We start from the raw sequence: 22,997 nt of genomic DNA, 5'->3' as shown, positions 1-22,997 counted from the left end.
TTCTACGCTCGGGTGTGCGGTGGAGATCGTGGGTTACGCCATCCGGGTAGGGTCCGAACCATGACACAGCGCAAGACCAAGGTCGCCGTGGTGTTCGGCGGGCGCAGCAGCGAGCACATGGTCTCCTGCCTGTCCGCCGGCAGTGTCCTCCCGCACCTGGACCGGGACCGGTTCGACGTCGTGCCGGTGGGCATCACCGAGACGGGCGCGTGGGTGATCGGCGCCGACGACACCGCGGCGCTCGAAGTGCGGGACCGCCAGCTGCCCACCGTCAACGCGCTGGTCCCCGTGTCCGGCAGCGAACTGGTGCCGGTGGCGCCCGGTGACGTGCTGGCCGACGTGGACGTCGTGTTCCCCGTGCTGCACGGCGCGTGGGGCGAGGACGGCACCATCCAGGGCCTGCTGGAACTGGCCGACCTCCCGTACGTGGGACCGGGTGTGCTGGCCAGCGCGGTCGCCATGGACAAGGAGTTCACCAAGCGCCTGCTCAAGGGCGCGGGCCTGCCGGTCGGCGAGTTCGCCGTGCTGCGCCGCGACCAGGACACGCTGTCGGAGGCCGACCGGGAACGCCTGGGGCTGCCCGTCTTCGTCAAGCCCGCGCGCGCCGGGTCGTCCGTGGGCATCTCGAAGGTCGTGGACTGGGCGCACCTGGACAGCGCGATCGCGTTGGCGCGCAAGACCGACCCGAAGGTGATCATCGAGGCCGCCGTCTCCGGCCGCGAGGTCGAGTGCGGCGTGCTGGAGTTCCCCGACGGCCGCGTCGAGGCGTCGCTGCCCGCCGAGCTGCGCGTCGTCGGCGGCCAGGTCGACTGGTACGACTTCGACGCCAAGTACCTCGACGACGTGTGCGAGTTCGACATCCCGGCCAAGCTGGAACCCCACGTCACCCGCGACCTGCGCGAGATGGCCGTCACCGCGTTCCGCGCGCTGGACTGCCAGGGCCTGGCCCGGGTCGACTTCTTCGTCACCGACTACGACGAGCTCGTGGTCAACGAGGTCAACACCATGCCCGGCTTCACGCCGATCTCGATGTACCCGCGGATGTGGGCTGAGACGGGCGTGGACTACCCGAGCCTGCTGACCACGTTGGTCGAGACGGCGATCGCCCGCGGCACGGGCCTGCGCTGACCGCGGGCCCGCCTCCGGCGACGCGAGCCGGCGGGCCGACCCGCCGCTAACCCCTGGTGTTCACGGGGCCCTTGGCGAGGGTGTCTCGGACCGTGGTCGAGATGTCCTGCAAGGGCCCCGTGCCCGCGTCCGACGGCACGGTCAGCGCCACGTACACCGGCCGGTCCACCACGTACCAGGTGGCCGAGTCGCCCTCGGACACCTCCAACCACTGCACGTCGGAGATGATCCGCAGCCGGGAGGTCGGGGTGAGGTCACCGGGACGGTCGAGACCGCACCGCAGCACGACGGGCTCGTGCTGCGCGTCTCCCCACGCCATCGCACCGGCGGGCGCGGGCGCGGCCAGCTCGCGGCGCGGCAACGTGGCGCCGTTGGACACCAGCTGCATCGGCAGGGCGCTCAGCAGCGCCTTGCACTCGTCCGACTCGGCCTTGGGCGCGGGCACCGGGACCAGCGCCACGGGCCCGGAGTGGACGGCCGACGGGTCGGCGGGGTCGTCCTTGCCCCCGGCGCCGAGGAAGAGGCCCACGGCCGCCACCGCCGCCGCGAGCAACGCCGGCAGCCCGAGGGCGACGGCGAGCAGCGGACGGGGGAGCAGCGACGCGGGTTCCGGTTCCTGTGCCACCCGGTTATGACAACACGTGCCTACAGGTGGACCACAGGGCAGGTCAGCGTTCGCGTGATGCCCTCCACGTTCTGGATGCGGGCGACCACGAGCTGTCCCAACTGGTCGACGGTGTCGGCCTCGGCGCGGACGATGACGTCGTACGGTCCGGTGACGTCCTCCGCGGTGGCCACACCGGGGATGCCGGAGATCTCCGCCGCAACGGCGGCTGCCTTCCCGACCTCGGTCTGGATGAGGATGTATGCGTGGACCACGGCGTGCCCCTTCGTCGCGACAGGTTAGGTCGGGGTAGGAACGTGCACAGCAACGTACCCCAGTTGGGGTTCCGAATGCTCAGAACGGGAGGCAATCTTGCGTCCGGAGCCGCCGCGCAACGCGGACACGGTCGCTGAGGTGGGTGAGTTCGGTCTCATCCGCCGGGTGACGGCAGGTCGGACGCAGCCGCCCACCACCCTGCTCGGGCCGGGTGACGACGCGGCTGTCGTCGCGGCGCCCGACGGTCGCGTGGTGGTGTCCACCGACGTGCTGGTCGAAGGTGTCCACTTCAGACTCGACTGGTCCTCTCCCGAGCAGGTGGGGCGCAAGGCGGCGGCGGTGAACCTGGCCGATGTCGTGGCCATGGGCGCGATGCCGACGGCCCTGCTGATCGGCTTGGCCTGCCCCTCCGACACGCCGTCCGCCGTGGTCGAGGGGATCACCGCCGGCCTGTGGCAGGAGGCCACCGTCGCCGGCGCGGGCGTGGTCGGGGGCGACATGGTGTCGTCCGCGACACTGGTGATCTCCGTTACGGCGCTGGGCGACATGGGCGGTCTGGAGCCCGTCACCCGATCCGGTGCGCAAGTGGGTGATGTCGTCGCGGTGTGCGGACGGCTCGGCTGGGCGGCGGGTGGACTGGCCGTGCTGCAACGCGGGTTCCGGTCGCCGGTCGCGGTCGTCGGCGCCCAGCGGAACCCCGAACCCCCGTACGCCGCCGGGCCCCAAGCGGCCGCGGCGGGCGCGACGGCGATGATCGACGTGTCCGACGGCCTGCTGGCCGACCTGGGGCACATCGCCGACGAGTCGGGCATCGGCATCGACATCCGGACCGAGCTGCTGGAGGTGCACCCGCGGCTGATCGACGTGGCGGCGGCGCTCGGCGCGGACGCCCGGCACTGGGCGCTGACGGGTGGCGAGGACCACGCGCTGGCGGCCACGTTCCCCGAACCGGCGGTGGTGCCCGAGGGGTGGCGCACCATCGGCACGGTCCGGCACGGCAGCGGGGTGACCGTCGACGGCCGGGCGTACGAGAAACCCGCTGGATGGGAGCACTGGCGCTAGGTAGCCTGGCGGATGTGGAACTATGCACGCTCGCGTATGACCATCCAGACTCGGTCAAGTTGATCGCCGACATCCAGCAGGTCTACCTGGACCGCTACGGCGAGGTCGACGTCACGCCGGTCGACCCGGCGGAGTTCGCCGCACCCCTGGGGCACTTCGTGGTCGGCTACGTCGACGGCGACCCGGTGGCGTGCGGCGGCTGGCGAGCGCACGAGGTGGCGGACGCCTCGCTGCGACCCGGTGACGCCGAGATCAAGCGCATGTACGTCGCGGAGGCCTTGCGCGGGCGTGGCCTGGCGCGGCTGGTGCTGGCCTCGCTGGAGACGGCGGCGCGGGCGGCCGGTCGCCGGCGCATGGTGCTGGAGACCGGGTTGCGCCAGCCGGAGGCGATCGGGTTGTACCAGGCCAATGGATACGCGCGCATCGACAACTTCGGCGTGTACCGGCATCATCCGGAAAGCCTTTGCTTCGCGAAGGACCTGTGAGGGCCGGGAGGGACCGCGATGGCGATCTACGCGTTGGGCGACTTCGAGCCGGCGATCCACCCGGACGCCTACGTGCACCCCGACGCGACGGTGATCGGCGACGTCCGGATCGGCGCGCACGCGTCCGTGTGGCCGCAGGCCGTGCTGCGCGGTGACTACGGGCGCATCGAGGTCGGCGCGCGGACGTCGATCCAGGACGGCACGGTCGTGCACTGCACGGAGGTCCACCCGACGCTGATCGGCGCGGAGTGCGTGATCGGGCACAACGTGCACATCGAGGGCGCGACGATCGCCGACCGGTGCCTGATCGCCTCCGGGTCGGTAGTGCTCAACGGGTCCGTGGTCGAGACCGGTGCGATCGTCGGCGCGGGCGCGGTGGTGTCCTTCGAAGGGCACGTGCCGGCGCGGTCGATGGCGCTCGGCGTGCCCGCGAAGGTGCGCGAGGGGTACGTCGTGCCGGACGGCGCCTGGCAGTTCGCGGTCGACAAGTACGTGGACAACATCTTGCTCTACCGCAAGGAACTGCGGCGTCTGGACTGAGATAAGGTCCGGCCGTGGCACGTCCGCTTGAGGAAATCATGGAAGCAGGCTGGGCCGCGGCACTCGCGCCCGTGGCCGATCGGATCGCCGCGATGGGCGAGTTCCTGCGGGCGGAGGTCGCCGCCGGGCGCACCTACCTGCCGGCCGGGGAGAACGTCCTGAGGGCGTTCCAGCAGCCGTTCCACTCCGTGCGCGTGCTGATCGTCGGCCAGGACCCGTACCCGACGCCGGGGCACGCGGTCGGTCTCAGCTTCTCGGTGTCGCCGGAGACCCGGCCCCTCCCGAAGAGCCTGGTGAACATCTACACCGAGTACGTGTCCGACCTCGGGCACCCGAAGCCCGCCAACGGCGACCTGACCCCGTGGACCGAGCAGGGCGTGCTGCTGCTCAACCGCGCGTTGACGGTGCAGCCGGGCAAGTCCAACTCCCACCGCAACAAGGGCTGGGAGCCGGTGACCGAGCAGGCGATCAAGGCACTGGCCGAGCGGGACGCACCGCTGGTCGCGATCCTGTGGGGCAGCCAGGCGCGCGCCCTCAAGCCGCTGCTGGGCGCGGACCGCTGCGTCGAGTCGGTCCACCCGAGCCCCCTGTCGGCGGCCGGCGGCTTCTTCGGCTCACGGCCGTTCAGCAAGGCCAACGAGCTGCTCGTGCGGCAGGGCGCCGACCCGGTTGACTGGAAGCTGCCCTGAAGCCGTACGGCCTGAAGTCGAACCGCTGACGCCGGACACCCGGTCACGCCAAACCCCCCAGTCACGCCAAACCCCCCAGTCACGCCAAACCCCCCAGTCACGCCAAACCCCCCCCAGTCACGCCGAAAGGCCCCAGTCACGCCGAAAGGCCCCCCGGGACGAGTCCCGGGGGGCCTTTCGACAAGCTCAGGCGCGGGTCATCAGCCGCGCACCACCTTGCCCGCCTTCAGGCACGAGGTGCACACGTTCAGCCGCTGCCGCGTCGAAGAGGACACCTTCGCGCGCACGGTCTGAATGTTCGGGTTCCACCGGCGGTTCGTCTTCCGGTGGGAGTGCGAGACAGAATGGCCGAAGCCCGGCCCCTTGCCACAGACGTCGCACACGGCAGCCACGTCAGCCACTCCTTAAGGTTCCTGATCGATACTCACGCCCCGGCGGGCGCGCAAGCGTGCACAAGCCTCAGCCGGGCATGGCAACCCAGACAGGGTAGCCGGTGGCGCGTTCTGCCACCAAACCGGGTCGAATACTCTCGCCGGCATGCAGGCTCTCGATGCGGTCGCGGTGCGCCAGTGGGCGGACGCCTGTGTGCGGTCCCTGGACGCGAACCGGGAGGACATCGATCGCATCAACGTGTTCCCCGTGCCGGACGGCGACACCGGGACCAACCTGCTCCAGACCATGCGGTCGGCGTTGGACGCGCTGCTCAGGACACCGGTGGACACGGTCGGGGCGGCGTTGGGCGCCCTCGCCCGGGGTGCGCTGGCCGGGGCCAGGGGCAACTCCGGGGTGATCCTGTCGCAGGTGCTGCGAGGCCTGGCCGAGGCCGCCCAAGGGGCCTCCACGGCCTCCGGTGCGTCGTTGCGGCGGGCGTTGTGGCGGGCCGACGAGCTGGCCACCGCCGCGGTCTCCGAACCGGTACCGGGAACGGTGCTGTCCGTGCTGCACGCGGCGGCTGAGGCGGCACGCGACTGCACGTCCGACGACCTGGACGAGGTCATCACGGTCGCGGCGAAGGCCGGGGCCGAGGCGTTGGCCAACACCCCGCGGCAGTTGGCCGTGCTGGCCCGGGCCGGTGTGGTCGACGCGGGCGGGCGCGGGCTGCTCGTGCTGCTGGACACCTTGGCGGCGGTGATCACCGGGCGGGCCGTCGAGGACGTGCCAGTGCTCGCCACGGTGCCGCGCGAGTCGCTGACCACCGCGCGTGAGGCCGGGTCGTCCGAGTTCGAGTACGAGGTCATGTACCTGCTCGACGGTCCGCCGGACGTGGAGGTGCTGAAGGACGAGCTGCTGGCGATCGGCGACTGCGTGTCCGCGGTCGGCGACGGGAACGGCCTGTGGACCGTGCACGTGCACTGCAACGACATCGGCGCGGCCGTCGAGGCGGGCATCCGGGCCGGTCGGCCGCACCGCATCACGGTGGCCAGGTTCGCCGACCAGATCGCCGCCCAGGCACCCCGGTTCGTGCGCGACCGGGCGATCGTCGTGCTGGTCGAGGGCGACGGCGTGGCGGAGCTGTTCCGGTCGGAGGGCGCGGTGGTGTTCGAGCCGGGCGACGACGTGACGGCGGCCGACCTGCTGGCCGTGGTGGTGAGCACGCGGGCGCGGCAGGTGACCGTGCTGCCCGGCGACCCGACCTGGCGCGAACCACTGGACGAGGCCGTCACGCAAGCCGTCGCCGCAGGTCAGGACGTCGTGGTGGTGCCGACGTTCTCGCCGGTGCAAGCGTTGGCCGCGCTGGCCGTGCACTCGCCGTCCCGCCGTGCCGGTGACGACGTGGTGGCCATGGCGGAGGCCGCGGCGGCCACCCGGCGCGGCGAGGTCGCGGTGTCCGACCGGGAGGCCATCACCTGGGTCGGCCGGTGCCGTCCCGGCGACCTGCTCGGCATGGTGGACGGCGAGGTCGTGCTGGTCGAACCGGCCGCGGCGCACGTCGGCGACCTGGCCTGCCGGCTGGTCGACCGGATGCTCGCCAGCGGCGGCGAGCTGGTGACCGTGCTGTTGGGGCGGGCCGCCCCGGACGGGGTCGAACGGGTGCTGGAAGATCACCTGCGCGTCGTCCACCCGGAGGTGGAGCTGGCCGCCTACCAGGGCGGACAACGCGACGCGCTGCTGGTTGTCGGTGTCGAGTAGTTGAATGGGCCGAGATGACGACCTTCGACGAGAAGCTGGTGTCGGTGCTCGGCAAGAAGAGCGCCGACGCGCTGGAGGCCGGCCTCGGCCTGACCACGGTCGGTGAGCTGCTGCGCCACTACCCGCGCCGCTACGACGAGCGCGGCAAGCTGACCGAGATCGCCGGGCTGGAGCTGGGCGAGCACGTCACGGTGCAGGCGCGGGTGAAGAGCGCCCGGCAGCGCCGGATGAAGTCGCGCAGCGGCGAGCTGCTGGAAGCCGTGATCACCGACGGCACCAGCGACCTGCACCTGGTGTTCTTCGGGCGCGGTTCGCGCAAGGTCGAGCGGGAACTGCTGCCGGGTCGCGAGGCGATGTTCGCGGGCAAGGTCGGCATGTTCAACGGCAAGCTCCAGCTCGCGCACCCCGACTACCAGGTGCTGGACGGGGAGGACGCCGCCGCGGCGGACTTCGCGGGCGCGTTCATCCCGGTCTACCCGGCGGCGCAGGGCATCCAGTCGTGGAACGTCTCCAACTGCGTCGAGCAGGTCCTGGCCGTGTGGGACGGGGTGACCGAGGACCCGCTGCCCGCGTCGTTGCGCGCCGATCGAGGGCTGATCGGGCTGGAGAAGGCGCTGCGCGACATCCACCGGCCGGACGGGTGGGCGGCGATCGCCGTCGCGCAGCAGCGGTTGAAGTGGGACGAGGCGCTGGCGGTGCAGCTGGCGCTGGCGCAACGCCGCCGTTCGGCGACGGCCCGCCCCGCGCCCCGGTGCGAGCCGCGCGACGGCCTGGTGCGCGACGCGTTCGAGGCGCGCCTGCCGTTCGAGCTGACCGCGGGGCAGCGGGAGGTCGGCGAGCAGGTCGCCCGCGACCTGTCCGGCGAGCACCCGATGAACCGGCTGCTCCAGGGCGAGGTCGGTTCGGGCAAGACGATCGTCGCGCTGCGGGCGATGTTGCAGGTCGTCGACGCGGGGCGGCAGGCTGCGATGCTGGCGCCGACCGAGGTGCTGGCGGCCCAGCACGCGCGGTCGTTGCGCGAGTTGCTGGGTGATCTCGGGCAGGCCGGTGAGCTGGGTGGGGCCGAGCACGCGACGCGGGTGACGTTGCTGACCGGGTCGATGGCGACGGCGGCGCGCAAGCGGGCGTTGTTGGAGATCGTGTCCGGTGAGGCCGGGATCGTGGTCGGCACGCACGCGTTGATCCAGGACAAGGTGGAGTTCGCCGACCTGGGGCTGGTCGTGGTGGACGAGCAGCACCGGTTCGGCGTGGAGCAGCGGGCCGCGTTGAGCGGGCGTGCGGGCGGGTCGACGCCGCACGTGCTGGTGATGACGGCCACGCCGATCCCGCGCACGGTCGCGATGACCGTGTACGGGGACCTGGAGGTGTCCGCGCTGCGCGAGCTGCCGCAGGGGCGTTCACCGATCAGCACGTCCGTGGTGCCGGTGGCGGCCAAGCCGGGCTGGCTGGACCGGGCGTGGCAGCGGATCCGCGAGGAGGTGGGCAAGGGGCACCAGGTGTACGTGGTGTGCCCGCGCATCGGCGACGGCGCGGCGGAGGACGACGCGGAGGCCCCGCCGAAGGAGGACCCGGGCAAGGAGGGCGCCGCCGACCGGAGGCCGCCGCTGGCGGTGGTGGACGTGGCGAACCGGCTGGCCGAGGGGCCGTTGCGGGGACTGCGGATCGACATCCTGCACGGGCGGATGGCCTCGGACGACAAGGACGCCGTGATGCGGGCGTTCGCGGCCAACGAGGTGCAGGTGCTGGTCGCCACGACCGTGGTCGAGGTCGGGGTGAACGTGCCCAACGCCACCGTCATGGTGATCATGGACGCGGACCGGTTCGGCGTGAGCCAGCTGCACCAGCTGCGCGGGCGCGTCGGCCGGGGCAGCGCGCCGGGGCTGTGCCTGCTGGTGACCGAGATGCCGGACGGCACGTCCACGATGGAGCGGCTGCGGGCGGTCGAGTCTACTTTGGACGGCTTCGAGCTGGCCCAGCTGGATCTGGAGCTGCGGCGCGAGGGCGACATCCTCGGCGCGGCCCAGTCCGGCACGCGGTCGGGGCTGAAGATGCTGTCGCTGCTGCGCGACGAGGACGTGATCGCCGAGGCGCGGGTGGTCGCGCAGGAGGTCGTGGAGGCGGATCCGGAGCTGGCCGCGAACCCCGGGCTGGCCGGGCTGGTGGCGGGGCTGCTGGACGAGGAGCGCGCGGAGTACCTGGAGAAGGCGTAGCCGGCGGCTCCGCGTGGGCCGGGTGGTGTGCCCGGGGGCGGCCTGGCCGGCGCACTCGGAGGGGGCAGGCCGGTCGCTGGGTACCCTGACTCGTGCGCCGATTCCTGCTCGCCCTGGTTCCGTTGGCGTTGGTCGCCTGCTCGGCCGCGCCGACCGGTGATACCGCTCCGACCACGTCGTCGCTGCCCAAGGGCGATCTGGCGGTGCTGGCCGAGCGCATCGAGCAGCGGCGGGCCGAGCTGGGGACGGCGACGTTCCACACCGAGGGGTTCGCGTCCGACGGGCAGTCCACCGAGGTGCGCAACGTCGTGGACGGCGCGGTGCGGCAGGACGCCGGCGAGGTGACCGGGTCGATGACGATGGACGTGTCGACCGGCGGTCAGCCGAAGAAGATCGGGCTGGTGATCGTCCGCGACGGCACGTACGTGCAGGTCGAGGGCGCGCCGATGCCCGCTGGCAAGAAGTGGGGCTTCTACCCGTCGCAGAGCGGCGAGGTGTCCGCGTTGCTGCGCGGCTTCGGCCCGAGCGCCACGGTCGGCGCGGAGCTGGACTACGTGCAGCCGAGGGCGGCGTTGATCGTCGGCAAGGCGTCCGAGCAGCTGGACGGCGTGCCGGTGACCCGGTTCGACCTGGTGGTGGACGCCTTGAAGATGGCCAAGGTCATCGAGGACCAGGACACCCAGTTGCAGCACACCCAGCTGGCCGAGCACGGCGTGCGGATCTCCGCGTCGGTGTGGGTGGACGGCACGAGCGCCCCGGTGCAGGCCGAGTACCGGTTCGAGCTGGCCGGCAAGGTCGTCAAGCAGTCCACCACCCGGTTCCGCGGGTGGGGCGAGCCGGTGCGGATCACCGTGCCGGACCAGGCCGAGGTCGTCCCGGCCGACCAGTTGCCCCAGTAGGGCAGGGGCACCTGGCCGGGCGCGCTACGAGGTCCGCTTGCCCGACTTCGGCACCGACAGCTGGGCGGTCGGCTGCTCCGACGGGTCGACGGCCTTGGGCTTGGTCCCCGCCGCCGGCCCGGTGGGCGCCGCCGGTGCGGCCGTCGCCGGCGTGGTGGGCGCGTCCGCGGGCGCCGGGACCTCGGACTCCTCGTCCAGCGGGGTGAGGGAGGCCACCGCCCGGGACACCGCTTCCTGCGCCGCGGCGAACTGCTCGCTCAGCGCCCGGTGCACGCGGTGCAGCTCGGCCAGCTTCGCGTCGGCCGCCGTGGTCCGGCGGTCGGCGTGGGCGTCGGCCTCGGTGATGGTCTTCTCGGCGTGGGCGTCCGCCTCGGTGACGGTCTTCTCCGCCTTGGCGTTGGCCTCGCCGATCGTCTTCTCGATCTTGGCCAGGGCCTCGGCCTCCAGGTCGGCGACCTGCTTCTCGGTCTCCGCGCGCACCTGCGCCGCGTCGGCCCGTGCGGCTTCGAGGAGCTTCGCGGCCTCCGCCTTGGCCTCCACCACGTGCACCTCGTGCTCCTTGCGGAGCTTGGTGCGCAGCTCGTCGTACTCCTTGTCGAGGTCGTCGTGGTAGCCCTTGTACTTCTGCTCCAGCTCGACCCGCTTGGCCTCCAGCTCGGCCTGCTTCGCCTCGAAGTCGGCGGTCAGCTTCTCGCGGTCGGCGCGGGCCTCGGCCATCAGCGCCTCGTGCTCGCCGGACAGCTTGACCCGCAGCTCCTCGTGGGAACGCTCCAGCTCGGTGCGGCGCTCGTCGTACTGGCGCTCCAGCTCCGTGGTCCGCTGCTGGTGGGCCGCCTCCAGCTGCCGGCGGCGGTCTTCCAGCTCGCCCATCGCGCGCTGGTGCACCGCCTTGCCCTGGGCCGCGTCGCGCTCGGCCTCGGCACGGGTGGCGGTCGCGTCGTCCAGCGCCGCCTTGCGGATGTCGGCGATCTCCTCCTCCGCCAACGTCATCATCACGCGCACGCGCTCGGTGACGTTGGAGGCGCTGGCCGGGCTGGTGGCCAGCTTGCCCAACTGCGCCTTGACCTTCTCCAGCTCGGCGCGCGTCGAGCCGAGCAGCTTGCCCAGCTCCGCGGCCTGGGCCGACGCCGCGTCCCGGGCGCGGTTCGAGTTCTTGAGGTCGAACTCGAGTCGCGTCACCCGTTCGTTCACCTGGCGCTGGTTGTACCCGCGCAGTACGACGTCGAAATGGGTGCGGGCAGCAGGCTGCCCAGTCCCTTCAGCCCCGGCCATGGGGGCAACCCTACCGAGAAGTCGCCGGCGGTAGTCACCCGATGCAGCGAACGCACCGTAACGAGTCGGTGATCCAACGTGTGGGGTGAACGTTCGTTCGCCGATGTCGGGTGACGGGCCGTGCCCGCCGGCGGTCGACCCGCCACGCGCGTGCCGTCCGCCGGGGGCTGCGCACGAGGGCCGCACAAGGGAGAATCCCGGGGCATGGTCCCAGGTCGCGACCGCCTTGACCGCGAGAGTGAACGATCACGATGACGTCCGTCACGTGAGATGGAACTCCCGAGGGGCGGGAAGCGCACGGTAACGTGCCTTGATTCATCGAGTCCCGCCCGCGCCGGGGCGGGACTCGCCGAGTAACCGGGAGGGAACGCCGCATGTTCCGCAAGGTTCTTGTCGCCAACCGCGGCGAGATCGCGATCCGGGCCTTTCGCGCCGCCTACGAGCTGGGCGCGGGCACGGTTGCCGTCTTCCCCCACGAGGACCGCAACTCCCTGCACCGGCTGAAGGCCGACGAGTCCTACGAGATCGGCGAGCCCGGCCACCCCGTCCGGGCCTACCTGTCCGTCGAGGAGATCATCAAGGCGGCCCGCAAGGCGGGCGCCGACGCGGTCTACCCCGGCTACGGCTTCCTGTCGGAGAACCCCGAGCTGGCCAGGGCGTGCGCCGACGCCGGCATCACGTTCGTCGGCCCGCCCTCGGACGTGCTCGAACTGACCGGCAACAAGGCCCGCGCCATCGCCGCGGCCCGTGCGGCCGGCCTCCCGGTGCTCAAGTCCAGCGAGCCGTCGAGCGACATCGACGCCCTGGTCCGGGCCGCCGAGGACATCGCGTTCCCGGTGTTCGTGAAGGCCGTCGCGGGCGGCGGCGGGCGAGGCATGCGGCGGGTGGAGGAGCCCGGCGCGCTGAGGGAGTCACTGGAAGCCGCGTCACGCGAGGCGGAGTCGGCCTTCGGCGACCCGACGGTGTTCCTCGAACAGGCCGTGGTCGAGCCCAGGCACATCGAGGTGCAGATCCTCGCCGACGGCGACGGCAACGTGATGCACCTGTTCGAGCGCGACTGCTCGGTGCAGCGACGCCACCAGAAGGTCATCGAGATCGCGCCCGCGCCGAACCTCGACCCCGAGCTGCGCGACCGGATCTGCGACGACGCCGTGAAGTTCGCCCGGCACATCGGCTACCGCAACGCGGGCACGGTCGAGTTCCTGCTCGACCCGCGGGGCAACTACGTCTTCATCGAGATGAACCCCCGCATCCAGGTCGAGCACACGGTCACCGAAGAGGTCACCGACGTCGACCTGGTGCAGTCGCAGATGCGCATCGCGGGCGGTGAGACCCTGGACGACCTGGGGTTGAGCCAGGACACCGTGCAGCTGCGCGGCGCGGCCCTGCAGTGCCGCATCACCACCGAGGACCCCGCCAACGGCTTCCGCCCGGACACCGGCATGATCAGCGCCTACCGCTCGCCGGGCGGCTCGGGCATCCGGCTGGACGGCGGCACGACCGGCGCGGGCACGGTCATCGGCGCGCACTTCGACTCGATGCTGGTCAAGCTCACCTGCCGCGGCCGCACGTTCTCCGCCGCGGTGGCCCGCGCACGGCGCGCGGTGGCCGAGTTCCGCATCCGGGGCGTGTCCACGAACATCCCGTTCATCCAGGCGGTGCTGGACGACCCGGACTTCTACGAGGGCCGCGTCACGACGTCGTTCATCGAGAAGCGCCCGCACCTGCTGACGGCGCGGCACTCCGCCGACCGCGGCACGCGGATGCTCACCTACCTGGCCGACGTGACGGTCAACAAGCCGAACGGCCCGCGCCCGTCGGCCGTGGACCCGAAGGTGAAGCTGCCGGTCGTCGACCTGAACGCCGAACCGCCGGCGGGGTCGAAGCAGAAGCTGGACGAGCTGGGACCGGAGGGCTTCGCCCGCTGGCTGCGGGAGAGCAAGGCGCTGGCGGTCACCGACACCACGTTCCGGGACGCGCACCAGTCGTTGCTGGCCACGCGGGTGCGGACGAAGGACCTGCTGGCCATCGCGCCGCACGTGGCGCGGATGGCGCCCCAGCTGCTGTCGTTGGAGGCGTGGGGCGGCGCGACGTACGACGTGGCGCTGCGGTTCCTGGCCGAAGACCCGTGGGAACGGCTGGCCGCGCTGCGCGAGGCGGTGCCCAACATCACGCTCCAGATGCTGCTGCGCGGTCGTAACACGGTGGGGTACACGCCCTACCCCGAGGCCGTGACCAGCGCGTTCGTCGAAGAGGCGACGAAGACCGGTATCGACGTCTTCCGCATCTTCGACGCGTTGAACGACGTCGAGCAGATGCGGCCGGCCATCGAGGCGGTGCGGGAGACGGGCACGGCGGTCGCCGAGGTGTGCCTCTGCTACACCTCCGACCTGTCGAACCCGGACGAGCGCATCTACACGCTCGACTACTACCTGAAGCTGGCCGAGCAGATCGTCGGCGCGGGCGCGCACGTGCTCGCGGTGAAGGACATGGCGGGCCTGCTGCGCCCGCCGGCGGCGGCACGGTTGGTGAGCGCGCTGCGCAAGGAGTTCGACCTGCCGGTGCACCTGCACACGCACGACACGGCGGGCGGGCAGCTGGCCACCTACCTGGCGGCCATCCAGTCCGGTGTGGACGCGGTGGACGGCGCGGTGGCGTCGATGGCGGGCACGACCTCGCAGCCGCCGTTGTCGGCGATCGTGGCGGCGACCGACTACACGGACCGGGCGACGGGCCTGGACCTGCGGGCCGTGTGCGACCTGGAGCCGTACTGGGAGTCGGTGCGGAAGGTCTACGCGCCGTTCGAGTCGGGGATCCCCGGCCCGACGGGGCGGGTCTACTCGCACGAGATCCCCGGCGGGCAGCTGTCGAACCTGCGCACGCAGGCGGTCGCGCTCGGGCTCGGGCAGAAGTTCGAGGAGATCGAGTCGATGTACGCGGCCGCCGACCGGATGCTCGGTCGGCTGGTGAAGGTGACGCCGTCGTCCAAGGTGGTGGGCGACCTGGCGCTGCACCTGGTCGGCGCGGGGGTGAAGCCGGAGGACTTCGAGGCGGACCCGGGTCGGTTCGACATCCCGGCGTCGGTGATCGGGTTCCTGCACGGCGAGCTGGGCGACCCGCCCGGCGGCTGGCCGGAGCCGTTCCGGAGCAAGGCGTTGCAGGGTCGGGCCGCGCCGAAGGGCGTGGCGGAGCTGACCGACGAGGACGTGAAGGGCCTGGAGGACGACCGGCGCGGCACGCTCAACCGGTTGCTGTTCCCGGCGCCGACGAAGGAGTTCCTGGCGCACCGGGACGCTTACGGCGACACGAGCGTGCTGGGCAGCAAGGACTTCTTCTACGGGCTCAAGCCGGGGGAGGAGTACCAGGTCGACCTGGAGCCGGGTGTGCGGTTGCTGATCGGGCTGGAGGCCATCGGTGAGGCCGACGAGCGCGGTATCCGCACGGTGATGGCCACGTTGAACGGGCAGCTGCGGCCGATCCAGGTGCGCGACCGGTCGATCGCGGCCGAGGTGCCGGTGGCGGAGAAGGCGGACCGGGGCAACCCCGGTCACGTCGCGGCGCCGTTCGCCGGGGTCGTCACGCCGAGCGTGGCGGAGGACGACGTGGTCGAGGTCGGCCAGACGATCGCGACCATCGAGGCGATGAAGATGGAGGCCGCGATCACCGCGCCCAAGGCGGGGCGGGTCAAGCGGCTGGCGGTGCGCGGGGTGCAGCAGGTCGAGGGCGGGGACCTGCTGATCGTGCTGGAGTGACCGGTGCGCCCTGCCGGGCCGGGCGCCGTGGTGGTGCCCGGCCCGGCAGGGCGCCGGACGATGGTGGTGCGAGCCGTGGGCAGCAGGGACGTCGTCGGGCGCCGACGACCACCGATCCGCGGTCGAGCCGGACGCCTGACCGCGCCCGCTCGCCGGTGGGTGCGCTTGGTCACCCGGCCGTGGGGAACCGGTGGGTCGGGGGCGGCGTTGGTCGTGGCATGAAGAAGGTTGCCGCTGCACTGCTCGCACTCACGGCCGGCGCCGTCGCCTGGGCGGCGCGGGACGTGCCCGTCGCGTTGGGTGGGAAGCCCGGTGGTGAGCGGGTGCGGCGGTCGCCGCGGTACCGCGACGGGAAGTTCCACAACGCCGGGCCGACGCGGACCATGCCGGACGGGGCGGCCGGGACCGTGCGCGAGATGTTCTTCGGCGGTCAGCAGCGGCGGCCGGTGGGCGAGGTGCCGCTGGTGCCGCCCGTGGCGGGATCACCGGACGGGTTGCACATCACCTGGTACGGGCACGCCTCCACGTTGGTGGAGATCGACGGTGCCCGGGTGTTGGTCGACCCGGTCTGGAGCGACCGGTGCTCACCGTCCCCAGTGGTCGGTCCCCGTCGGCTGCACCCGGTGCCGCACCAGTTGCACGAGGTGGGGCGGGTGGACGCGGTGGTGATCTCGCACGACCACTACGACCACCTCGACCTGCCCACCGTGCGGGCGTTGGAGCGGGACACCGACGCGGTGTTCGTGGTGCCGCTCGGGATCGGTGCGCACCTGCGGCGGTGGCGGGTGCCCGAGCACCGGATCGTGGAGCTGGACTGGGACGAGTCGCACGAGGTGGCGGGGATCACCCTGACGGCCACCGCCGCGCAGCACTTCTCCGGCCGCGGCTTCCAGCGGGACAACACGTTGTGGGCCTCGTGGGTGGTGAAGGGGCCGCGGCACCGCGTGTACTACAGCGGGGACACCGGGTACTTCGACGGCTACAAGAAGATCGGCGAGGAGCACGGTCCGTTCGACGCCTCGCTGATCCAGATCGGCGCCTACGGACCGGGGTGGCCGGACATCCACATGACGCCGGAGGAAGGTGTGGCCGCGCACCGGGACGTGCGGGGCGGCCTGTTGATCCCGGTGCACTGGGCGACGTTCAACCTGGCGTTCCACGACTGGTCCGAGCCGGTCGACCGGGTGTGGCGGGAGGCGAAGGCGCACGAGGTGCCGTTGGCCGTGCCGCGGCCCGGTGAGCGGGTCGACGTCGAACGACCGCCGGCGGTCGACGGGTGGTGGCAGGCACTTGGCACGATGACGGGGTGACCAGGATCGTCGCGGGCGCCGCCGGTGGCCGGAGACTGCAAGTGCCCCCACGCGGCACCCGACCCACTTCCGACCGCGTTCGCGAGGCGTTGTTCAGCTCGCTGGAGACGATGGTCGACCTCGACGGCGCCGTCGTGCTCGACCTCTACGCGGGGTCGGGGGCGCTCGGCTTCGAAGCGCTGTCGAGGGGTGCGACGAAAGCCACCTTCGTGGAGTCCGACAAGCGGGCTGCCGAAGTCCTCAAGGGCAACGCCAAGGTGGTCGCGCTGCCGGGGGCGGTGGTGGTGCACCGCACCGCCGAGGCCGTCGTCGCGGCGGCGGCGGACGGGCCGTGCGACGTGGTCTTCGCCGATCCGCCGTACGCCGTGACCGACGAACAGCTCAACAGGATCCTCGCGTCGCTGGTCACCAACGGTTGGACGAAACCGGGCTCGCTGATCGTCGTGGAACGCGGCGCGCGCAGTCCTGAACCGATTTGGCCAAGCGCGGTGGAATCCTTGCGCAGCAAGAGATACGGCGACACGGCGCTCCACTGGGCCGAACAGGTTGCCGCCACCGGGTGATGCCGACCACGCACCTGAGTGGCTGCGTCCGATCGGGTGCTACCGTCCGAAACCATGACGCGTGCCGTGTGCCCCGGCTCCTACGACCCGGTCACCAACGGACACTTGGACATCATCGGCAGAGCGGCGAAGCTCTTCGACGAGGTCGTGGTCGCCGTGCTCATCAACAAGACCAAGAAGACGTTGTTCTCGGTCGAGGAGCGCACGGACATGCTGCGCGAGGTCACCGCTCAGTGGCCGAACGTCCGCGTCGACGCCTGGCACGGCCTGCTGGTCGACTACTGCCGGGAGAACGACATCAAGGCCATCGTCAAGGGCCTGCGCGCGGTCAGCGACTACGACTACGAGCTGCAGATGGCGCAGATGAACCACCAGCTCTCCGGGGTCGACACGCTGTTCATGCCGACGAACCCGATCTACAGCTTCCTGGCCAGCTCCCTGGTCAAGGACGTGGCCACCTACGGCGGCGACGTGAGCAGCCTGCTGCCGCCCACCATCAAGGACCGGCTCGCCGCCCGGCTCGCCGAGAGTCGCTGACCGGTCACGGTCCGTTCACTTCCGAACGGTCTGTTCGTCGCTCGGTGTGGTTAGCGTTCACCGGCATGAGCGAGATCACATCGCGCACCGCGAAGGTGCTGCTCTCCCTGCTGCTGGTCCTCACGGGCACGTTCAGCACGTCCGCACCGGCGGTCGCGGCCGAGTCGATCGCCGTCGCGCAGGCGGCCTGCGGTGACACGTCCGGCTTCCGGACGGTGGCCCTGTCGACCCTGCCGAGCCAGGCGACGGACACCGTGCGGTTGATCCAGCGGGGCGGTCCGTACCCGTACTCGCAGGACAACCAGACCTTCTACAACCGCGAGGGCATCCTCCCGGCCTGCTCGACCGGCTACTACAAGGAGTACACGGTGAAGACGCCGGGCACCTCCACCCGCGGCGCGCGGCGGATCGTGACCGGCAACTCCACCCCGAAGTCGTACTTCTACACGGCGGACCACTACGCGAGCTTCGTCCTCGTGGACATCACCCGTTAGCCGGACACGCCCTGCCGATCTCCCGGCGGCGAAGAGATCGGCAGGGCACACTGGGACGGGTACTGCTGTGGGCGCGAGGAGTGAGACGTGTACCGGGTGTTCGAGGCCCTCGACGAGCTGGTCACGATCGTCGAGGAAGCGCGTGGCGTGCCGATGACCTCCGGGTGCGTCGTGCCGCGCGGCGACGTGCTCGAACTCCTCGACGACGTGCGCGACGCGATCCCCGCGGAGCTGGACGACGCCCAGGACGTGCTCGACCACCGCGACGAGCTGGTCGGCAAGGCGCAGCACGACGCGGACCAGGCCGTGAGCAAGGCCCGCTCCGACGCCGAGCGGATGGTCGCCGAGGCGCAGCACGAGGCCGAGCGGATGCTGTCCGAGGCGCGTGCCCGGGCCGAGCGGATGGTCGGCGAGGCCGAGGACCAGGCGCAGCGCACCGTCGCCGCGGGCCGCCAGGAGTACGAGGACCTGGTGGGCCGGGCGCACGCCGAGGCCGATCGCATGGTCCAGGCGGGCCGGGCCAACTACGAGCGCGCGATCGAGGAGGGCCGGGCCGAGCAGGCGCGGCTGGTCGACGGCACCGAGGTCGTGCAGGCCGCGCACGCCGAGGCCGCGCGCGTGCTGGACGCCGCGCAGACGGAGTCCATCCGGCTGCGCAGCGAGTGCGACGCGTACGTGGACGGCAAGCTGGCCGACTTCGAGGACCTGCTCGCGCACACCCTGCGCAGCGTCGGCAAGGGCCGTTCGCACCTGCGCGGACCGGCCGTCGCGAGCGCCGCCGCACCCTTCGACTACCACGAATAGGAACCGTGCACCCGACCGGACGACGTCCCGACCAGCCGATTTCACGTCGACGCCCGTTGTCCCGTACCCTTGACCGGCTGGTCGTGGTAAGTCCCCGACGGCACACCAAACATCATGTCTGAGCATCGTCACGCCTCCGCGCGTCCCACAGCGACCGGGCCCTGGGTCATCGACACCAGGGACCTCGGGCGTCGTGCGGGCTCCAGCCGCGGGTTGCGCAGGACGGTGCCCGCGGAGGGCGTCGGCCTTCTGGGCGTGATCGCGGTGCCGGCGGGGGGCAACGTCGAACTCGACCTCCTGCTGGAGTCGGTGGTCGAGGGCGTGCTCGTGACGGGCACCGCCGCGACGGTGGTCGAAGGGGAGTGCTCGCGCTGCCTGGAGCCGCTGTCCGCGGAGGTCGAGGTGGAGCTGACCGAGCTGTACGCGTACCCGGACAGCACCACCGATGAGACGACCGAAGAGGACGAGGTCAGCCGTCTGCACGACGACCTGATCGACCTCGAACCCGTGGTGCGCGACGCCATCGTGCTCGCGCTGCCACAGGTGCCGCTGTGCTCGCCGGACTGCCTCGGGCTGTGCGTCGACTGCGGCGGGAAGCTGGCTGATCTCGGCCCCGACCACGGGCATGAGACGATTGACCCCCGTTGGGCTGCTCTGCAGGAGCGGTTCGACGGGAATCGTGACAATCCAGAGGAGAACTAGTCGTGGCCGTCCCGAAGCGGAAGATGTCGCGCTCGAACACGCGCTCGCGCCGCGCTCAGTGGAAGACCGCTGCCGTGCACCTGGTGGCCTGCCAGAACAAGGCCTGCCGCCAGCCGAAGCCGCAGCACGTCGCCTGCCCGGCCTGTGGCCAGTACGACGGCCGCCAGGTCGTCCAGCCGGCCTGATCACCCCTCTGGCGAAGGTAGCGGCGAATCGTGGGGGGTAGGTCGTCGCGCGGTCGGTCCGCCGACCGCGCCCCGTTGATCGAAGCGCTCGGCGTCCCGTTGGACGCCGAGCTGCTGACGCTCGCGCTCACACACCGGTCGTACGCGTACGAGAACGGCGGTCTGCCGCCGAACGAGCGGCTGGAGTTCCTCGGCGACGCGGTGCTCGGCCTCGTCGTCACCGATCACCTGTACCGCACGCACCCGGAACTGCCCGAGGGTCAGCTCGCCAAGCTCCGCGCGAGCGTGGTGAACATGCACGCCCTGGCGGGCGTGGCCCGGGGGCTCGGCGACGACGGGTTGGGCGGGCACCTGCTGCTCGGTCGCGGCGAGGAGCTGACCGGCGGCAGGGACAAGGCGAGCATCCTCGCGGACGGCCTGGAAGCCGTCATCGGCGCGGTATACCTGCAATTCGGCATCGACACCGCGCGTCAACTCGTTCACCACCTGTTCGACCCGCTGTTGGCCGAAGCGCCGCTGCGGGGTGCTGGACTGGACTGGAAGACGAGTCTCCAGGAGCTGACCGCGTCCGCCGGTCTGGGCGTCCCCGAGTACCGGGTGGACGACCAGGGCCCGGACCACCGCAAGGAGTTCACCGCCAAGGTGCTCGTCGGTGGCCAGGCCTACGGCACCGGCGACGGCAGCACGAAGAAGGAAGCCGAGCAGAAGGCGGCCGAGGCCGCCTACCGGGTGCTGCACGAACGGGTTCGCGCCGAGGAGACCGGCGCGTCCGGGAACGGCCACGCACCCGGCTCGGCGACGCAGGCTTCACCCCAGGCTTCACCTCAGGCTTCACCTACTCAGGAAGACTGACGCCGAAATGTATGCCACGAACGTCCGGACGAACCGGCGCGCGCGCCACGCGCGTCCGTCCCGCCCGCTGAACGCCAGCCGCAACGGCGGCATCCAGGGCCTGGTACTCGTGCGCGACACCGCCCAGGCGGGCGGCTGGATGCTCAAGCCGACCAAGCCGCAGGCCGCCGCCTACGAGATGCTCGAAGAGCTGGAGCGGGCCGAGGCCGCCGCCGCCGAGCGCGAGTCCGAGGACTGACCGTCCACCCGTGCCCGAGCTGCCCGAGGTAGAGGTCGTCCGCCGAGGTCTGCACGAGCACGTCGCGGGCAGGACCGTCGACTCGGTGGAGGTCCTCCACCCGCGCGCGATCCGCCGACACCTACCCGGTGCGGCGGATTTCGCCATGCGCCTGACCGGTCAGCGCCTGGAGGCCGCGCGTCGGCGTGGCAAGTACCTGTGGGTCGACCTGTCGGGCGGCGACGCCATGCTCGCGCACCTCGGCATGAGCGGCCAGATGCTGGTCCAGCCCGGGGACGCGCCGGACGAGAAGCACCTGCGGGTGCGGGTCCGATTCGCCGACGACGGCCCGGAGCTGCGGTTCGTGGACCAGCGCACGTTCGGCGGATTGGCCTTGGCGGACATCGTCGAGGTCGACGGGACCCGACTGCCGCAACCGGTGGCGCACATCGCGCGCGACCCGATGGACCCGGCGTTCGACCCGGACGCGGCGGTCGCGGCGTTGCGGAAGCGGCGGACCGAGGTCAAGCGAGCCCTGCTCGACCAGACGCTGGTCTCCGGCGTCGGCAACATCTACGCCGACGAGGCGCTGTGGCGGACCAAGCTGCACGGCTTGCGCCCCGCCGACCGGTTGACCAGGGCCAAGGCCGCCGAACTGCTCGCGCACGCGACCCAGGTCATGTACGAGGCGCTGGGCGAGGGCGGCACGTCGTTCGACGCGCTCTACGTCAACGTGAACGGCCAGTCGGGCTACTTCGACCGGTCCCTGGCCGTGTACGGGCAGGAGAACCGGCCGTGCCCGCGGTGCGGGACGGCGATCAGGCGTGAGCCGTTCATGAACCGCTCCTCCTACTCGTGCCCGCGGTGCCAACCCCGCCCGAGGGGCTGACGGACGCGCTCACCGCGCCGGGTCGGCGAGCCTGCGCAGCAGCGGCGTGACCGTGCGCACCGCGTCGCGCTCCTCCGGCTCCAGCCGGGAAAGCCGTTCGGACAGCAGTTCCGCCTCGCCGTGCGCCAGGGACAGGATGGTGTCCCGCCCGAGACCGGTCAGCTCGACGATGGTCGCCCGACCGTCGGCGGGGTCGGACTCGCGGCGCACCAGGCCGCCGGATTCCAGGCCCGTCACCACCGTGGTCGCCGTGGGCTGCGAGCACAGCGCACGCACCGCGATCTCACCGATCCGCATCGGTCCCTTCGACGCGAGTTCCGCGAGCACCAGCAACTGCGTGGGCTGCAGTCGCCGAACGGACGCGGACTGGCGCAGGCTGCGGATCAGCCGGTGCACGGCGACCACGAGTTGTAACGCGTCCTGATTAGTCACACTGGTGGTCATCAGACCTCCTCGTGGCTCACCGTGAGTGAGCAAGTGTCCGAATTCGGACAGGACATTCGCACTATCGCAGTACGGCTGTCCAGAGAATGGTTTCATTCGCACCCGGATGTACTCACCCTTTCCGCACCGATGCGGAGACGGAACCGGCAAATCGGCACAGAGGCGGGAACGGGCTTCCCCGGCGGTTCGCCGAACGTAGTCGGGCCCGGCGGTGGCGCGAACCCCGGGCGTAGTGTCCGAGCGTGACAAAGGTGCTGGTCGTGGATGACGAGCCGCAGATCGTGCGGACGTTGCGGATCAACCTGTCGGCACGCGGCTACTCGGTCCTGACCGCGCACGACGGTACGACCGCGCTCAAGGCGGCGGCCGAGGGCAAGCCGGACGTGGTGGTGCTCGACCTGGGGCTGCCGGACGTGGACGGCACCGAGGTGATCGCGGGCCTGCGCGGGTGGACGACCGTGCCGATCATCGTGCTGTCCGCGCGGGTCGACTCCGCGGACAAGGTGCAGGCGCTGGACGCGGGCGCCGACGACTACGTGACCAAGCCGTTCGGGATGGACGAACTGCTGGCCCGGCTGCGGGCGGCGGTGCGCCGCGCCGCGGTGGTCGAGGGTGGGGACGCGGTCGTGGAGACGGCGTCGTTCACCGTGGACCTGGCGGCCAAGAAGGTGCGCCGTGACGGCGTCGAGGTGCACCTGACGCCCACCGAGTGGGGTCTGCTGGAGGTCCTGGCCCGCAACCGGGGCCGGCTGGTGGCGCAGAAGCAGCTGTTGCAGGAGGTGTGGGGCCCGGCGTACGCGAAGGAGACCCACTACCTGCGCGTCTACCTGGCCCAGCTGCGGCGCAAGCTGGAACCGGAGCCCGCCCGTCCCCGCCACCTGGTGACGGAGCCGGGGATGGGCTACCGGTTCGAGCTCTAGGGACGACGACCAGCGCCGACATCGCCCAGGCCG

25 protein-coding genes are annotated in these 22,997 nt (G+C 71.6%); 20 read left to right on the top strand and 5 right to left on the bottom strand.

The window, feature by feature from the left end; all coding sequences use genetic code 11:
- The first annotated feature begins 60 nt into the window (after positions 1-60).
- Positions 61-1,128, top strand: coding sequence for a D-alanine--D-alanine ligase family protein (locus tag AB0K14_RS16290; protein WP_360447126.1), 1,068 nt, complete (start codon positions 61-63; stop codon positions 1,126-1,128).
- Positions 1,129-1,174: 46 nt separating this feature from the next.
- Here the strand turns inward: AB0K14_RS16290 and AB0K14_RS16285 are convergent, their stop codons facing one another.
- Positions 1,175-1,753 (bottom strand): DUF3515 domain-containing protein, encoded by a 579-nt coding sequence (locus AB0K14_RS16285; protein WP_360447128.1) that lies wholly within the window; start codon positions 1,751-1,753, stop codon positions 1,175-1,177.
- A gap of 20 nt (positions 1,754-1,773) precedes the next feature.
- Complete coding sequence (locus tag AB0K14_RS16280; protein ID WP_015104517.1) at positions 1,774-2,007, bottom strand: Lrp/AsnC ligand binding domain-containing protein; 234 nt, start codon at positions 2,005-2,007, stop codon at positions 1,774-1,776.
- 97 nt (positions 2,008-2,104) lie between these two features.
- Here AB0K14_RS16280 and AB0K14_RS16275 point away from each other — a divergent pair, with 97 nt between their 5' ends.
- From AB0K14_RS16275 to AB0K14_RS16260, 4 genes are read left to right on the top strand one after another with little or no spacing between them, the layout of a single operon-like run.
- Positions 2,105-3,070, top strand: a complete 966-nt coding sequence (locus tag AB0K14_RS16275; protein WP_360447130.1) for a thiamine-phosphate kinase — start codon at positions 2,105-2,107, stop codon at positions 3,068-3,070.
- A 14-nt stretch (positions 3,071-3,084) separates the two neighbouring features.
- The gene (locus AB0K14_RS16270; RefSeq protein ID WP_360447132.1) at positions 3,085-3,555 is read left to right on the top strand and encodes a GNAT family N-acetyltransferase; all 471 of its coding nucleotides are present in this window, start codon (positions 3,085-3,087) and stop codon (positions 3,553-3,555) included.
- 18 nt (positions 3,556-3,573) lie between these two features.
- Positions 3,574-4,095: a gamma carbonic anhydrase family protein gene (locus AB0K14_RS16265; RefSeq protein ID WP_360447134.1), complete on the top strand. Its 522-nt coding sequence runs from the start codon at positions 3,574-3,576 to the stop codon at positions 4,093-4,095.
- Positions 4,096-4,109: 14 nt separating this feature from the next.
- Positions 4,110-4,784: a uracil-DNA glycosylase gene (locus tag AB0K14_RS16260; RefSeq protein WP_360447136.1), complete on the top strand. Its 675-nt coding sequence runs from the start codon at positions 4,110-4,112 to the stop codon at positions 4,782-4,784.
- Positions 4,785-4,984: 200 nt separating this feature from the next.
- Here AB0K14_RS16260 and rpmB read toward each other — a convergent pair whose 3' ends face one another.
- Positions 4,985-5,176: a 50S ribosomal protein L28 gene (gene rpmB, locus AB0K14_RS16255; RefSeq protein ID WP_033437952.1), complete on the bottom strand. Its 192-nt coding sequence runs from the start codon at positions 5,174-5,176 to the stop codon at positions 4,985-4,987.
- Positions 5,177-5,321: 145 nt separating this feature from the next.
- Between rpmB and AB0K14_RS16250 the strand changes: the two genes are divergently transcribed.
- The 3 genes from AB0K14_RS16250 (at position 5,322) to AB0K14_RS16240 (ending at position 10,023) form a co-directional block, all read left to right on the top strand.
- Positions 5,322-6,914 (top strand): DAK2 domain-containing protein, encoded by a 1,593-nt coding sequence (locus tag AB0K14_RS16250; protein WP_360447138.1) that lies wholly within the window; start codon positions 5,322-5,324, stop codon positions 6,912-6,914.
- Between the two features lie 14 nt (positions 6,915-6,928).
- Positions 6,929-9,124, top strand: a complete 2,196-nt coding sequence (recG, locus tag AB0K14_RS16245; RefSeq protein WP_360447140.1) for an ATP-dependent DNA helicase RecG — start codon at positions 6,929-6,931, stop codon at positions 9,122-9,124.
- Positions 9,125-9,216: 92 nt separating this feature from the next.
- The gene (locus AB0K14_RS16240; RefSeq protein WP_360447142.1) at positions 9,217-10,023 is read left to right on the top strand and encodes a hypothetical protein; all 807 of its coding nucleotides are present in this window, start codon (positions 9,217-9,219) and stop codon (positions 10,021-10,023) included.
- 24 nt (positions 10,024-10,047) lie between these two features.
- Here the strand turns inward: AB0K14_RS16240 and AB0K14_RS16235 are convergent, their stop codons facing one another.
- On the bottom strand, positions 10,048-11,202 hold the full coding sequence (locus AB0K14_RS16235; protein ID WP_360447144.1) for a hypothetical protein: 1,155 nt from the start codon (positions 11,200-11,202) through the stop codon (positions 10,048-10,050).
- Between the two features lie 467 nt (positions 11,203-11,669).
- On the opposite strand from AB0K14_RS16235, the gene AB0K14_RS16230 reads away from it, so the two are divergent.
- The 11 genes from AB0K14_RS16230 (at position 11,670) to mutM (ending at position 21,600) form a co-directional block, all read left to right on the top strand.
- On the top strand, positions 11,670-15,047 hold the full coding sequence (locus tag AB0K14_RS16230; RefSeq protein ID WP_360447146.1) for a pyruvate carboxylase: 3,378 nt from the start codon (positions 11,670-11,672) through the stop codon (positions 15,045-15,047).
- Between the two features lie 218 nt (positions 15,048-15,265).
- On the top strand, positions 15,266-16,357 hold the full coding sequence (locus tag AB0K14_RS16225) for an MBL fold metallo-hydrolase (RefSeq protein ID WP_360447148.1): 1,092 nt from the start codon (positions 15,266-15,268) through the stop codon (positions 16,355-16,357).
- Positions 16,354-16,920, top strand: a complete 567-nt coding sequence (gene rsmD / locus AB0K14_RS16220; RefSeq protein WP_360447150.1) for a 16S rRNA (guanine(966)-N(2))-methyltransferase RsmD — start codon at positions 16,354-16,356, stop codon at positions 16,918-16,920. The genes AB0K14_RS16225 and rsmD overlap by 4 nt, the downstream gene beginning before the upstream one ends.
- 54 nt (positions 16,921-16,974) lie before the next feature.
- Positions 16,975-17,457: a pantetheine-phosphate adenylyltransferase gene (gene coaD, locus AB0K14_RS16215; RefSeq protein WP_360447152.1), complete on the top strand. Its 483-nt coding sequence runs from the start codon at positions 16,975-16,977 to the stop codon at positions 17,455-17,457.
- Positions 17,458-17,522: 65 nt separating this feature from the next.
- Positions 17,523-17,951 (top strand): ribonuclease domain-containing protein, encoded by a 429-nt coding sequence (locus AB0K14_RS16210; protein ID WP_360447154.1) that lies wholly within the window; start codon positions 17,523-17,525, stop codon positions 17,949-17,951.
- Positions 17,952-18,038: 87 nt separating this feature from the next.
- Positions 18,039-18,755 (top strand): DivIVA domain-containing protein, encoded by a 717-nt coding sequence (locus tag AB0K14_RS16205; RefSeq protein ID WP_360447156.1) that lies wholly within the window; start codon positions 18,039-18,041, stop codon positions 18,753-18,755.
- A 114-nt stretch (positions 18,756-18,869) separates the two neighbouring features.
- The gene (locus tag AB0K14_RS16200) at positions 18,870-19,457 is read left to right on the top strand and encodes a YceD family protein (RefSeq protein ID WP_360447158.1); all 588 of its coding nucleotides are present in this window, start codon (positions 18,870-18,872) and stop codon (positions 19,455-19,457) included.
- 2 nt (positions 19,458-19,459) lie between these two features.
- Positions 19,460-19,642, top strand: coding sequence for a 50S ribosomal protein L32 (gene rpmF / locus AB0K14_RS16195; RefSeq protein WP_073896635.1), 183 nt, complete (start codon positions 19,460-19,462; stop codon positions 19,640-19,642).
- 30 nt (positions 19,643-19,672) lie between these two features.
- Positions 19,673-20,494, top strand: a complete 822-nt coding sequence (gene rnc / locus AB0K14_RS16190; protein ID WP_360447161.1) for a ribonuclease III — start codon at positions 19,673-19,675, stop codon at positions 20,492-20,494.
- A 7-nt stretch (positions 20,495-20,501) separates the two neighbouring features.
- Entirely contained in the window at positions 20,502-20,732 is a 231-nt protein-coding gene (locus AB0K14_RS16185; protein ID WP_360447163.1) for a hypothetical protein, read from the top strand.
- A 10-nt stretch (positions 20,733-20,742) separates the two neighbouring features.
- Entirely contained in the window at positions 20,743-21,600 is an 858-nt protein-coding gene (mutM, locus tag AB0K14_RS16180) for a bifunctional DNA-formamidopyrimidine glycosylase/DNA-(apurinic or apyrimidinic site) lyase (RefSeq protein ID WP_360447165.1), read from the top strand.
- Between the two features lie 9 nt (positions 21,601-21,609).
- Here the strand turns inward: mutM and AB0K14_RS16175 are convergent, their stop codons facing one another.
- Positions 21,610-22,044 carry a MarR family transcriptional regulator gene (locus AB0K14_RS16175; protein ID WP_360447167.1) on the bottom strand — a complete coding sequence of 145 codons (435 nt, stop codon included), beginning with the start codon at positions 22,042-22,044 and terminating at the stop codon, positions 21,610-21,612.
- A 242-nt stretch (positions 22,045-22,286) separates the two neighbouring features.
- On the opposite strand from AB0K14_RS16175, the gene AB0K14_RS16170 reads away from it, so the two are divergent.
- Complete coding sequence (locus AB0K14_RS16170) at positions 22,287-22,964, top strand: response regulator (RefSeq protein ID WP_360447169.1); 678 nt, start codon at positions 22,287-22,289, stop codon at positions 22,962-22,964.
- Positions 22,965-22,997 lie beyond the last annotated feature (33 nt).

The organism is Actinosynnema sp. NPDC050801, assembly GCF_040673975.1.
Classification (GTDB): domain Bacteria; phylum Actinomycetota; class Actinomycetes; order Mycobacteriales; family Pseudonocardiaceae; genus Actinosynnema.
Note: the sequence above shows the minus strand (reverse complement) of the source record. Positions and strands in the feature narration are given on the sequence as shown.